At 72.7% G+C, this 12,162-nt stretch carries 14 protein-coding genes; 6 read left to right on the top strand and 8 right to left on the bottom strand.

Annotated features, from left to right (window positions below; all coding sequences use genetic code 11):
• The 6 genes from ACIGDI_RS05715 to ACIGDI_RS05690 form a co-directional block, all read right to left on the bottom strand.
• Complete coding sequence (locus ACIGDI_RS05715) at positions 1–195, bottom strand: hypothetical protein (protein ID WP_200699280.1); 195 nt, start codon at positions 193–195, stop codon at positions 1–3.
• Positions 196–297: 102 nt separating this feature from the next.
• Positions 298–1,161: a phosphatidylinositol-specific phospholipase C/glycerophosphodiester phosphodiesterase family protein gene (locus tag ACIGDI_RS05710; RefSeq protein WP_399890951.1), complete on the bottom strand. Its 864-nt coding sequence runs from the start codon at positions 1,159–1,161 to the stop codon at positions 298–300.
• Between the two features lie 171 nt (positions 1,162–1,332).
• Entirely contained in the window at positions 1,333–2,406 is a 1,074-nt protein-coding gene (locus tag ACIGDI_RS05705) for an acyl-CoA dehydrogenase family protein (RefSeq protein ID WP_399890949.1), read from the bottom strand.
• Positions 2,403–3,587, bottom strand: a complete 1,185-nt coding sequence (locus ACIGDI_RS05700; RefSeq protein ID WP_399890946.1) for an acyl-CoA dehydrogenase family protein — start codon at positions 3,585–3,587, stop codon at positions 2,403–2,405. The genes ACIGDI_RS05705 and ACIGDI_RS05700 overlap by 4 nt, the downstream gene beginning before the upstream one ends.
• Complete coding sequence (locus tag ACIGDI_RS05695) at positions 3,584–4,561, bottom strand: NADPH:quinone oxidoreductase family protein (protein WP_399890943.1); 978 nt, start codon at positions 4,559–4,561, stop codon at positions 3,584–3,586. Before ACIGDI_RS05695 ends, ACIGDI_RS05700 begins: the two co-directional genes overlap by 4 nt.
• A 246-nt stretch (positions 4,562–4,807) precedes the next feature.
• A complete protein-coding gene (locus tag ACIGDI_RS05690) occupies positions 4,808–5,554 on the bottom strand; it encodes an ANTAR domain-containing protein (protein WP_399890941.1) in 747 nt (248 codons plus the stop codon).
• Between the two features lie 132 nt (positions 5,555–5,686).
• Here ACIGDI_RS05690 and ACIGDI_RS05685 point away from each other — a divergent pair, with 132 nt between their 5' ends.
• Entirely contained in the window at positions 5,687–6,028 is a 342-nt protein-coding gene (locus ACIGDI_RS05685) for a helix-turn-helix transcriptional regulator (RefSeq protein ID WP_399890938.1), read from the top strand.
• A 31-nt stretch (positions 6,029–6,059) separates the two neighbouring features.
• Here ACIGDI_RS05685 and ACIGDI_RS05680 read toward each other — a convergent pair whose 3' ends face one another.
• A complete protein-coding gene (locus ACIGDI_RS05680) occupies positions 6,060–6,638 on the bottom strand; it encodes a helix-turn-helix domain-containing protein (protein WP_200699273.1) in 579 nt (192 codons plus the stop codon).
• A gap of 79 nt (positions 6,639–6,717) precedes the next feature.
• Here ACIGDI_RS05680 and ACIGDI_RS05675 point away from each other — a divergent pair, with 79 nt between their 5' ends.
• The 5 genes from ACIGDI_RS05675 (at position 6,718) to ACIGDI_RS05655 (ending at position 11,479) form a co-directional block, all read left to right on the top strand.
• Complete coding sequence (locus ACIGDI_RS05675) at positions 6,718–7,635, top strand: NAD(P)/FAD-dependent oxidoreductase (protein WP_399890934.1); 918 nt, start codon at positions 6,718–6,720, stop codon at positions 7,633–7,635.
• A gap of 104 nt (positions 7,636–7,739) precedes the next feature.
• Complete coding sequence (locus ACIGDI_RS05670; protein WP_399890931.1) at positions 7,740–9,278, top strand: ATP-dependent DNA ligase; 1,539 nt, start codon at positions 7,740–7,742, stop codon at positions 9,276–9,278.
• Positions 9,275–9,739: an NUDIX domain-containing protein gene (locus ACIGDI_RS05665; protein WP_399890928.1), complete on the top strand. Its 465-nt coding sequence runs from the start codon at positions 9,275–9,277 to the stop codon at positions 9,737–9,739. Before ACIGDI_RS05670 ends, ACIGDI_RS05665 begins: the two co-directional genes overlap by 4 nt.
• 92 nt (positions 9,740–9,831) lie before the next feature.
• Entirely contained in the window at positions 9,832–11,217 is a 1,386-nt protein-coding gene (locus tag ACIGDI_RS05660) for an NADP-dependent succinic semialdehyde dehydrogenase (RefSeq protein WP_399890925.1), read from the top strand.
• A gap of 25 nt (positions 11,218–11,242) precedes the next feature.
• Positions 11,243–11,479 carry a DUF6213 family protein gene (locus tag ACIGDI_RS05655; protein ID WP_067428106.1) on the top strand — a complete coding sequence of 79 codons (237 nt, stop codon included), beginning with the start codon at positions 11,243–11,245 and terminating at the stop codon, positions 11,477–11,479.
• Positions 11,480–11,483: 4 nt separating this feature from the next.
• On the opposite strand, the gene ACIGDI_RS05650 is transcribed toward ACIGDI_RS05655, so the two are convergent.
• Positions 11,484–12,155: a transcriptional regulator gene (locus ACIGDI_RS05650; protein WP_399890922.1), complete on the bottom strand. Its 672-nt coding sequence runs from the start codon at positions 12,153–12,155 to the stop codon at positions 11,484–11,486.
• Positions 12,156–12,162: the final 7 nt, after the last annotated feature.

The raw sequence follows: 12,162 nt of genomic DNA, 5'->3' as shown, positions 1-12,162 counted from the left end.
TCAGGGGCGCAGGCTGCCGACGATGTCGGCGGTCGCCGTGATGCCGCTGTGGATGGTGGGCGCCATGCTCGTGCCGGCGAGGAAGAACCCCAGCAGCAGGCAGACCAGGGCATGGGAGACCTTCAGGCCGCCGTTGCGCAGGAAGATCACCGCCAGGATCAGGAGCAGCAGCACCACAGAGATGGAAATCGCCATCGTCAACCTCCTCCGCCACGCCCGTTTCGCGGCGTTCGGCCGCAAGTGTGGCGTAGCGGAGGGCCGGTCGGCACGGCTGACCTGTCCGCCGAACGTGTGGTTCTACGCCGTCCTGTGGGCGTCGAGGAAGGCTTCGAGGCCGGCGAGGTCGTCGGTGTTGAAGTAGTCGACGCCCGCGTCCAGCAGTTCGGTCCACAGCGCGTCCCGGGCGGGTCCGGCCAGGTCCGGGGTGTTCCAGAAGCGGACCTTCTGCCCGGCCCCGTGCGCCTGGGCGAGAAGGGCGCGCAGCTTCTGCCGCTCGGCGTCGGGGAAGGCGCCCTCGCCGAGCCAGGTGAAGTTGAGCTGCCAGTTGTCGCTGATCAGCGGGATGAAGGAGGCGGGCGCGGAGGTGCCGAGGTCGGTGAGCCGGCCGTCGTAGAAGGCGCGGCGGACGCTCTGCGCCTCCATGGGCGTGCGGGCCGCGCGGTCTCCGGAGATGACGTTGGTGACCGCGCCGGGGTACATCCGGCCGTGGGCGTAGGTCGTGAACAGGTGCCTGTAGCGGCGGAGGTGGCGGTCGAGTTCGAGGTAGGTGGAGGAACCCTCGGTCTTGATGTCGATCAGCAGTTGCAGCGGCTTGCGGTAACCGCGGTACACGGAGCCGTGGTTGGCCTTGACGAGGGCGGCCAGCGGGTCGAGGTAGAGCGATTCCAGGGTGCGGGTCGGGTCGAGGTCGCTCTCGGTGTGGCCGATCAGGAGCTGGTCGCCGACGAGGAAGATGTCGGCCTCGACGCTGCCGAAGCGGTGGTCCAGGGCGTCGAAGAGGGGGCGGGGGTGCTCGTAGTCGTTGTGGGCGTGGGCGCGCCACAACGGGGCCTTGCGGTGCCCGCGTTCGGCGGCGAACGCGCTGCCCGCGGGCGGGGCGAGGACGGCTGCGAGTGTGGCACCCAAGGCGGTGAGGGCTCTGCGGCGGGTGACGAGGGCCATGTTCTGCCTCCCTGTGGGGCGGGTCGGAACCACAGGGAGTATGGGGCCGTCGAGGCCCCAAAGTATCTGTACGTGCCAGGAGTTGGCCGGACCGCCGTCGTCCGTTCACTCCTTCCGACGAAGCGCACGAAGAAGCCCGCCCCAGGTGGGGCGGGCTTCACCGGAGGATGCTCAGGGGGTCGGCAGGTCGACGAGTTCGGCCACCGCGGACCGGTGCGCACCGGCCGTGCCGTACGCGATCGAGTCGGCCTTGGCGCGCTTCAGATACAGATGGATCGGATGCTCCCAGGTCATGCCGATGCCGGCGTGCAGTTGCAGCGCCTCCTCGGCGGCGTGCACGGCGACGGGCGCCGCGTAGGCCTGGGCGACGGCGACGGCCAGGTCGACGTCCTCGCCGGTCGCCAGCGCGTCGGCCGCGTTGCGGGCGGCGGCGCGGAGGCTGACGACCTCCAGCCACAGCTGGGCGAGCCGGTGCTTGAGCGCCTGGAACCCGCCGACGGGCCGGTTGAACTGCTTGCGCTCCTTGAGGTAGCGCACCGCCTCGGTCAACGCCCACTCGGCGAGGCCGAGTTGTTCGGAGGCGAGCAGTCCGGCGCCGGCGCGCAGGGCCCGTCGCACGGCGGGCTCGGCATCGCCGAGGCGGCGGCCGGGAGCGCCGGCGAGGACGACGGCGGCCAGCGGCCGGGTGAGGTCGAGGGAGACCTGCGGGGTGACGGTGGCGTCGGACGCCGCCACCGCGTACAGCCCGCCGTCCTCGGCCGGCACGAGCAGGATGTCGGCCGCCGCCGCGTCCGCGATGCCGCTCAGCTCCCCGTGCAGGGTGCCGTTCTCCAGCCGTGCGGCGGGGATGGCGGTGCCCGGGGCCCGGTGCAGTCCGACCGCGAGGGCCGCGACGGTCCGCCCGGAGGCCAGCCGGCCGAGCAACTCCTCGTCGCCGCACTCCAGCAGGGCCTCGGTGGCGACGACCGCGCTGGTGAGGTACGGCACGGGGGCGACGGCCCGGCCCAGTTCCTCCAGGACGACCGCCACTTCGCGGTGGCCGGCGCCCTGCCCGCCCAGTGCCTCGGGCACCAGCAGGCCCGCGAGGCCCATGCCGTCGGCGAGGGCCTTCCAGGCGGCGGGGTCGTGCGGGGTGTCGGACTCGGTGCGCGCGATGACGCCGGGCGCGTCGCAGTGGTCGGCGAGCAGGTCCCGTACGGCGGACCGGAGGGCCTCTTCCTCCTCCGAGTACAGCAGGTCGGTCATCGGGCCAGGTCCTTCCAGGCGACGTCCTTGTCGGTGCGCGGCTCGGCGGGCAGGCCCAGGACGCGCTCGGCGACGATGTTCAGCAGGACCTCGCTGGTCCCGCCCTCGATGCTGTTGCCCTTGGAGCGGAGGTAGCGGTAGCCGGCGTCGCGGCCGGTGAAGTCCACCAGCTCGGGCCGCCGCATGGTCCAGTCGTCGTACAACAGGCCCTCCTCGCCGCGGAGTTCCACCTCCAGGCCGCTGATCTCCTGGTTGAGGCGGGCGAAGGCGAGCTTCATGCCGGCGCCCTCCGGGCCGGGCTGGCCGGCCACGAGCTGCTGGCGCAGGCGCTCGGCGGTGAGGCGGGCGACCTCGGACTCGACCCACAGCTTCAGCAGCCGCTGGTGCAGGTCGTGGGTGCGCAGTTCGGGCCGCTCGCGCCAGGTCTTTGCGGCCGGGGCGATCATGCCGCCCTCGCGGGGCAGCCGCATGCCGCCGATGGCGACGCGCTCGTTGTTGAGCGTGGTCTGCGCGACCCGCCAGCCGTCGCCGACCTCGCCGAGGCGGCGGGAGTCGGGGATGCGGACGCCGGTGAGGAAGACCTCGTTGAACTCGGCCTCTCCGGTGATCTGCCGCAGTGGGCGGACCTCGACGCCGGGGTCGGTCATGTCGCACAGGAAGTAGGTGATGCCCGCGTGCTTGGGCACGTCCGGGTCGGTGCGGGCGATGAGGATGGCCCAGCGGGCGAGGTGGGCGCTGGAGGTCCACACCTTCTGCCCGTTGACGACCCAGTCCTCGCCTTCCCGTACGGCGCGGGTGCCGAGCGCGGCCAGGTCGGAGCCGGCACCGGGCTCGCTGAAGAGCTGGCACCAGACCTCCTCGCCGGTCCACAGGGGCCGCAGATAGCGCTGCTTCTGCTCCTCGGTGCCGTACTTGAGGATGGTCGGCGCGGCCATGCCCAGGCCGATGCCGATCCGGCGGGGGTCGTTGTCGGGGGCGCCGGCGGCCTCCAGCTCGGCATCCACGACGACCTGGAGGGAGCGGGGCGCGCCGAGGCCGCCGAGGCCCTGCGGGTAGTGCACCCAGGCCAGTCCCGCGTCGAAGCGGGCGCGCAGGAAGTCCAGCCGGTCGGTCGTGGCCGGCGGATGTGCCGCCAGCAACTCGGCGGTGCGGCGCCGGAGTTCGGCTGCGTCGACGGTCATGCGGCGGCTCCGTTCGCGAGGGACGGGACGACGACGACCCGGCCGGTGGTGACGCCGTCGGCGACGCGCTGCACGGCGGCGGCCGCCTCGCCGAGCGGTACGCGCTCGCTCACCAGCGGCTTGATGGCGCCCCGGGCGGCCAGTTCGGTGAGCTGCTCGTGGCAGTGCAGGACCAGCTTGGGGTTCTTGGTGTTGTACAGACCCCAGTGCAGGCCCAGGATCGAGTAGTTCTTCACCAGGGCGTGGTTGAGCCCCGGGCTGGGGATGGCGCCGCTGGCGAACCCGACGACCACGATCCGGCCCTCGAAGGCGACGACCTTGGTGGACTGGGTGTAGGCCTCGCCGCCCACCGGGTCGTAGATCACGTCGGCGCCCCGGCCGCCGGTCGCCTCCTTGACCGCGGCGACGACGTCCTCGCTCTTGCGGTCGACGACCACGTCACAGCCCAACTCGCGGGCCACGGCGGCCTTTTCGGCACCGCCGACGACACCGATGACCGTCGCCCCGGCGGCCTTGCCGAGCTGCACGGCCGCACTGCCGACCCCTCCCGCGGCAGCGTGGACGAGCAGCGTCTCGCCGGCCTCCAGGTGGGCGCGGCGGTGCAGGCCGAACCAGCCGGTCTGGTAGCCGATGTGCAGCGCGGCGGCCTCGGCGTCGTCCAGCGAGTCCGGCGCGGGCAGCAGGGCGGCGGCGTCCGCGACGGCGTACTCGGCGAAACCGCCGTACGGCAGAGCGGGGTTGGCCAGCACTCGGCGGCCGTCCTCCGTCTCGCCGCAGATCTCCACGCCCGGCGTGAACGGCAGCGGCGGGCGCACCTGGTAGTGGCCGCGGGCCATCAGCACGTCCGGGAAGTTGATGTTGGCGGCCCGCACCTTCAGCAGCACCTGGCCGTCGCCGGGAGTGGGCGCCGGGACGTCCTGGAGCCGCATCACCTCACTCGGCTCGCCGAGCTCGTGCACTTGCCATGCCTGCATGCGGTGCCTCCACGGGACAGCGTCGTCGGACCGGGGTCTTGACCGGGATCCATCGCATACTAAGCGGTCGCTTGCCGTGGAGGGAACAGGACTGCCGGGAACGTCACACCGCGGCTACCGCACCCGAGGCCGGGCGCCGCACGATCGCTACCGCACCCGGGGCCAGGCGCCGCCCGATCTCTACCGCACCCGGGGCCAGGCGCCGCACGATCGCTACCGCACCTGAGGCCGGGCGCCGCACGATCGCTACCGCACCCGGGGCCGGGTGCCGTCCGATCGTTCCCGCACCTTGGCGACGGCCGCCGCCATCTGCTGCCGCACCTCTCCGGACAGCCGGGCTCCGTCGACGGCCCCCACCAGGTCCTGGGCGAGCTGGTGAAGCTTGGTGTTGCTGTTCTGGGAGGCGGTGACGAGTACGGTCCAGGCGGCGTCGGCGCTCAGACCGAAGGTCGCCATCAGGATGCCGCGGGCCACGTCGATGGCCGGCCGGGTCCGCATGGCCCGGCGCAGCTGCGCGACCTCCGTGCGCAGCTCCTGGTCGACGTTCGCGCGCCGCACCGGGGCCTCCGCGACGGGCTCGTCGCGCCGTCCGCCGGGACCGGAGGGCGCGAACAGCTCGCGGGTGCCGGTCAGTTCGAACAGCCGGGTCACCGCCGGGCTGCAGGCCCGTACACCGACGGTCTTGCCCTGGGCGAGGGCCTGTCGCCGCAGGTCGAGAAGGATGTTCAGGCCGCCGCAGTCGCAGAAGCCGAGCGCGGTCAGATCCAGGTCGAGGCCGGTGGCCGAGCGGTCGAGGACGTCACCCAGCGCCGTCCGCAGCCCGGTGCCGCCGAGGTCGAGTTCGCCGTGCACGGTGACGAGCATGCGGTCGCCGTCGGCGACGGACTCGATCGTGGCCAGACACGGCGTCCCCGTTCGCGGGCCGTCGTCGGGCACCTTGCCTGGGGGCTCCTGGGCGGTGAGGGGCTGCGCCGAGTCCGCGGATTCCGGCATGGCCCTTCTCCCTCGTGTACGTGTCTGCATGGCACCCTCAGATTCCCTCGACTGCCCCAAGCACGTCAACTAATACACGAAATCGAGTTCGGGTTTTTGAATACGTGAATGCTCGCTCGGTAGAGTGGAGGCATGGATGGAGTGCCCGAGCCACACACCGGATGGACGTTTCTGACGAATCACGCACGCGTGCTGGCCGCGATCGCCGACAACCAGAGCGCCAGGATCCGTGACATCGCCGCTCACTGCCGGCTGACCGAACGCGCCGTTCAGAAGATCATTTCGGATCTGGAACGGGACGGCTACCTCTCCCATGTCCGGGAGGGGCGCACCAACACCTACCGCATCGAGCCGAGCATGGTCCTGCGCCACCCGGCCGAGGCCGGTCTGACCGTGGCGTCCCTGCTGTCCGTGCTGGCGCGGGCCGAGGCCGACCGCACCGCGCCCGACAACCGGCCGCACGCCCCGGCCTGACCCGCCGGCGCGGCCGCGCCCTCCGGGCGGATCACGCCCGCTTCGGCCGCGCCCGCACGTGCATCCGCTCCCCCTGCGGTCCGAACAGGCTCAGGAACTCCACCGGGCCCTCCCCGGTCGAGCCGAACCAGTGCGGCACCCGGGTGTCGAACTCAGCCGCCTCCCCGGCCGTGAGCACCACGTCGTGTTCGCCGAGCACCACTCGCAGCCGCCCGGACAGCACGTACAGCCACTCGTAGCCCTCGTGGGTGCGCGGCTCGGGTTCCTCCGTACCGCGGGGCACCAGCACCTTGAAGGCCTGCAGCCCGCCGGGCTGCCGGGTGAGCGGCCAGAAGGTGCGGCCGTGTCGGACGACCGGCTTGCCCTGGACGCGCGGATCCTCCGTCCGCGGCTCGCCCACCAGTTCGTCGAGCGGCACCTGGTGCGCCCGCGCGATCGGAAGCAACAGCTCCAGACTGGGTCTGCGCAGCCCCGACTCCAGCCGGGACAGCGTGCTCACCGAGATGCCCGTCGCCGCCGACAGGCCGGCGAGCGTAGCGCCCCGCTCCTTGCGGATGCGGCGCAGCCGGGGACCGACCTCCGCGAGCACACCGTCCGTGTCGTCCGTCATGACGCCATTGCAGTTTCGGCAAACATATTTGTCAATCCCGCACCGGTGCGGCGACCGTCGGGCGTGGAGGTGGTCACCCATGACCGAGCAGTACGAAGTGATCGTCGTCGGCGGCGGTGCGGCGGGGCTCTCCGCCGCGCTGGTGCTGGGCCGGGCCCGGCGTCACACCCTGGTCGTCGACGCGGGCGAGCCCCGCAACGCGCCCGCCGCCCACATGCACGGCTATCTGACCCGGGACGGCATGCCGCCGGCCGAGTTCCTGGCGACCGGCCGGGAGGAGATCGCCCGGTACGGCGTCGAACTGGTCCGCGACCGGGCGGTGGACGTCGCCCCCGGCTTCACCGTCTCGCTCGCGAGCGGTCGGACCGTACGCGCCCGGCGCCTCGTCGTGGCCACCGGCCTGAAGGACGAGCCGCCGACGGTCCCCGGGGTCGCCGAGCGGTTCGGCCGCGATGTGCTGCACTGCCCGTACTGCCACGGCTGGGAGGTGCGCGACCGGGCCTTCGGCGTGCTCGCCACCACCGCGATGAGCGTGCACCAGGCGCTGATGGTGTCCCAGTGGTCGAAGGACGTGCCCCTCTTCCTGCACACCGTCGACGAGCGGGAGCTGACGGACGAGGACCTGCGCAGGCTGGCCAGGGCCGGCGTGAAGGTGGTGCCGGGCGGGGTCGCGGAGCTGGTCGTCGAGGACGACCGGCTGACCGGCGTCCGGCTGGCGGACGGGGCGACGCACGCGCGCGAGGTCGTCTTCGTCGCGCCCCGCGCGGTACCGCGGACGGATCTGCTGGAGCGACTCGGCGCCGAACTGCGCGAGACGCCGTTCGGCGCGTATCCCGTGGTCGACGAGACGGGGCGGACGACCGTGCCCGGCGTCTGGGCGGCCGGCAACGCGATGGGCTTCGCCGAGCAGGTCGTCAACGCGGCGGCGGGCGGCTACCGCGCGGGCGCGACCATCAACGGGGAGCTGCTGATGACCGACCTGGACGCGACGCCGTAGACGCCGGCGTCGGACAGGTGTGCGGCTCGGCCGCACGGGCGCGGTCGGCACCCGGACCCGCTCGTCCAGGTGTATCCCGGGCGAGCGCGTTGCACCATGGCAGCATGCTGCTTGCCCGGCTGGCCCATGTGTCCCAGGAGGTCGCCGCCACCTCGGCGCGGTCCCGGAAGATCGCCCTGCTCGCCGAACTCTTCGGGGACGCCGAGGCGGACGACGTACCGATCGTGATCCCGTATCTGGCGGGGCGGCTGCCCCAGGGGCGGCTCGGCGTCGGCTGGAAGGTGCTGAGTCGGCCGGTCGCCCCCGCCGCCGAGCCCACCCTGACCGTGCGCGAGGTGGACGCCCTCCTCACCGGCCTCGGCAAGGTCTCGGGCCCCGGCTCGCAGGCCGAACGGGGCCGGCTGGTCGGCGAGTTGATGGGAGCCGCCACCAAGGAGGAGCAGCGCTTCCTGTTCGGCCTGCTCACCGGCGAGGTCCGGCAGGGCGCCCTGGACGCCGTCGCCGTGGAGGGCCTCGCGCAGGCCACCGGGGCGCCGCCGGCGGACGTCCGCCGGGCGGTGATGCTGGCGGGCTCCCTGCAGACCGTCGCACAGGCCCTGCTCACCGAGGGCACCGCGGCCCTGGACCGCTTCCGCCTCACCGTCGGCCGCCCGGTCCTGCCCATGCTGGCGCACACCGCGTCCTCGGTGACCGAGGCGATCGACAAGCTCGGCGCCTGCGCCGTCGAGGAGAAGCTGGACGGCATCCGGGTCCAGGTCCACCGCGACGGCGACGCCGTACGGGTCTACACCCGCACCCTCGACGACATCACCGACCGCCTCCCCGAGGTGACCGGCGCCGCGCTGCGGCTGCGGGGCCGGCGGTTCGTGCTGGACGGCGAGGTCATCTCCTTCGGCGAGGACGGCCGGCCCCGCTCCTTCCAGGAGACGGCCGGCCGCGTCGGCTCGCGGGTGGACGTGCACACGGCCGCCAAGTCGATCCCCGTCTCCCCCGTCTTCTTCGACGCCCTGTCCGTCGGCGACCGCGACCTGCTCGATCTGCCGTTCTCGGAACGGCACGCCGAACTCGCCACGCTGGTACCGGAGCCGATGCGGGTGCGGCGCGCGCTGGTGACCGGACCCGAGGACGCCGGCATGGCCGAGGCCTTCATGGCCGCGACCCTCGCGCGCGGCCACGAAGGAGTGGTGGTCAAGGCCCTCGACGCCGTCTACAGCGCGGGCCGGCGCGGCGCGTCCTGGCTGAAGGTCAAGCCGGTGCACACCCTCGACCTGGTCGTCCTGGCCGCCGAATGGGGCCACGGCCGGCGCACCGGCAAGCTCTCCAACCTCCACCTCGGCGCCCGCACCGCGGACGGCGGTTTCGCGATGCTCGGCAAGACCTTCAAGGGCATGACCGACGCGATGCTGGAGTGGCAGACCGAGCGGCTGCAGGAACTGGCGGTCGACAGCAGCGGCTATGTGGTGACCGTACGCCCCGAACTCGTCGTCGAGATCGCCTACGACGGCCTGCAGCGCTCCACCCGCTACCCGGCCGGCGTCACCCTCCGCTTCGCCCGTGTGCTGCGCTACCGCGAGGACAAGCGCCCCGAGGACGCCGACACCGTCGAGACGCTGCTCGCCGCCCACCCGGAGGTGGGGGTGTGACCGGCAAGCGCAGCGCGGGCCTGCTGTTGTACCGGCACACCGAAGACGGCCTGGAGGTGTTGCTGGGCCATATGGGTGGGCCGTTCTTCGCCAAGCGTGACGCCGGGGCGTGGACCGTCCCCAAGGGCGAGTACGAGCCCGACGAACCCGCCTGGGAGGCGGCCCGCCGGGAGTTCCGCGAGGAACTGGGGCTCGAGCCGCCCGACGGGGAGGCCGTGGCGCTGGGCGAGGTGCGCCAGACCAACGGCAAGACCGTCACGGCCTGGGCGATCGAGGCCGACCTGGACCCGGCGGCCGTCACTCCCGGCACGTTCGTCATGGAGTGGCCGCCGAGGTCGGGCCGGACCCAGGAGTTCCCCGAGCTGGACCGCGTGGCGTGGTTCGGCCTCGACCGGGGCCGCGAGGTGATCGTCAAGGCGCAGTCCGCGTTTCTCGACCGGCTCGCGGAGCACTCGGCCTGACGGGTTCCGCGGAGCCCTGAGAGACGCACACGCGTTGCGGTCGCCCGCGCCCCGCGGGAAGGTCGTAACACCAAGCCGCAGGGAGGTCGGCCATGCCCATCGCGACGGTGAACCCGGCGAACGGCGAGACGCTCAAGACATACGAGGCCATGGGCGAGGAGGAGCTCGAGCGCCGGCTCCAGCTCGCGGAGGCGACGTTCCGCACGTACCGGACGACGTCGTTCGCCGAGCGCGCCCGCCTGCTGAACCGGGCCGCCGAACTGCTCGACGGGATGCAGCAGGACATCGGCCGGGTGATGACCACCGAGATGGGCAAGCCGGTCAAGCAGGCCCGCGCGGAGGCCGCCAAGTGCGCCAAGGCGATGCGCTGGTACGCCGAGCACGCCGAGGAACTCCTCGCCGACGAGGAGCCGTCCGACTTCGACGTCAAGGACTCGGGCGCGTCGCGCGTCCGGGTGCACTACCGGCCGCTGGGCCCGGTGCTCGCCGTGATGCCGTGGAACTTCCCGCTGTGGCAGGTGGTCCGGTTCGCGGCGCCCGCGCTGATGGCGGGGAACGTGGGCCTGCTCAAGCACGCCTCCAACGTCCCCCAGACGGCCCTGTTCCTGGAGGACCTCTTCCACCGGGCGGGCTTCCCGGAGGGCTGCTTCCAGACGCTGCTCGTCGGCTCCGGCGCGGTGGACGACATCCTGCGCGACGACCGGGTCAAGGCGGCCACGCTGACGGGCAGCGAGCCGGCCGGGCGGGCGGTCGCCTCCACCTCCGGAGAGATGATCAAGAAGACGGTGCTGGAGCTGGGCGGCAGCGACCCGTACGTCGTCATGCCCTCCGCCGACATCGACCGGGCGGCCCAGGTCGCGGTCACCGCGCGGGTGCAGAACAACGGGCAGTCGTGCATCGCCGCGAAGCGGTTCATCGTGCACACGGACGTCTACGACCGGTTCGCCGAGCGGTTCGTCGAGGGCATGAAGGCGCTCAGGGTCGGCGACCCGATGGAGGAGGACACGGAGGTCGGGCCGCTCTCCAGCGAGCAGGGACGGACCGATCTGGAGGAGCTGGTCGACGACGCGCGGCGCAGCGGCGCCGAGGTGCTGTGCGGCGGGCAGCGGCCGGACGGACCCGGCTGGTACTACCCGCCGACCGTGCTCGCCGGGATCACCCGGGAGATGCGGATCCACCGCGAGGAGGCGTTCGGGCCGGTCGCCACGCTGTACCGGGCGGCGGACCTGGACGAGGCCGTGCTCATCGCCAACGACTCGCCGTTCGGGCTCAGTTCGAACGTGTGGACCCGGGACGAGGCGGAGGTGGACCGGTTCGTACGGGACCTGGAGGCCGGCGGCGTGTTCTTCAACGGGATGACCGCCTCCCATCCGGCGTTCCCGTTCGGCGGGGTCAAGCGGTCCGGGTACGGGCGTGAGCTGGCCGGGCACGGAATCCGAGAGTTCTGCAACATCACGACGGTTTGGCACGGGGCGTGAGTGTTGCGCGGCTAACATCCCGGTTGTGAACCGCGAAGTGACTCTGCCTCTGATCGTCGACGACCGCGGGACCCTGCAGGTGGCCGCCGCCGACGTGAGCAAGTTGTTGCGGACCGTGGGCGGTCGGTGGCTGCACCTCGTGGAGGCCGGTGAGGAGGGTCTCGACGAGGACACGGTGGCCGCGTTGACCATCGAGCTGGCCAAGCTCGCCGACCGGATCGACGTGGCGTGCATCGCCCACAGCAGCGGGGGTGCGCCGTAGGGGTTCAGGGCAGCGAGGGCAGAGTGGACAGGGTGCTCCAGAACATCGCCTCGTAGCTCTGCAGCAGGCGGCCGTAGGCGTGTGCGCGGTCCTCGCTCAGGGTTCCGGCGTCCAGGCCCGCCTGCACCGCCGCCTCCGCCGTCCGGTCCAGTTCGGGCGCCGGCCGGGCGAAGAAGTCGAAGAACGCGCAGGCCTCGTCCTTGAAGCCGTAGTGGACCCGCAGGGCCCTGGCGATCTGCGCGCAGTAGCCTCCCCACGCCGAGAAGTTGGCGGTGATCGCCAGGACCGTGTCGGCCGGGGAGGCGTTGAGGGCGAGCCAGGCGACGTAGGCCGGGTAGGCCTGGCAGCCGGGCAGGGGGGCGTAGGCGCGCGAGCGGGCCTCGTCGATGCCGCAGGCCGACGCGAACGGCCGCAGCCGCTCCTGCGCCAGCGACTCCCCCTCCGCGAGCATCTCGAAGAACGCCGCCGCCTCCGGCTCCTCGGCCGCGCGCCGCGCCAGAAGCAGGAACGCCGCCCGGTCCGCGGGGATCACCCACTGCTGTTCCAGGGCCAGGGTGGCGAGCGCGTCGCGCGGGGCCTCGCCGCGGGCGATCAGTGGGACGAGGGGATTGGCGTGGGGGTCCGGGGCCAGCTGTGCGGTGGTGTTCTCCAGCAGTTCCGCGGCCGTCGGCGCCATCGCGTCC

Origin of the sequence: Streptomyces sp. NPDC085900 (assembly GCF_044540925.1) — a bacterium.
Taxonomy (GTDB): domain Bacteria; phylum Actinomycetota; class Actinomycetes; order Streptomycetales; family Streptomycetaceae; genus Streptomyces; species Streptomyces gilvifuscus.
Note: the sequence above shows the minus strand (reverse complement) of the source record. Positions and strands in the feature narration are given on the sequence as shown.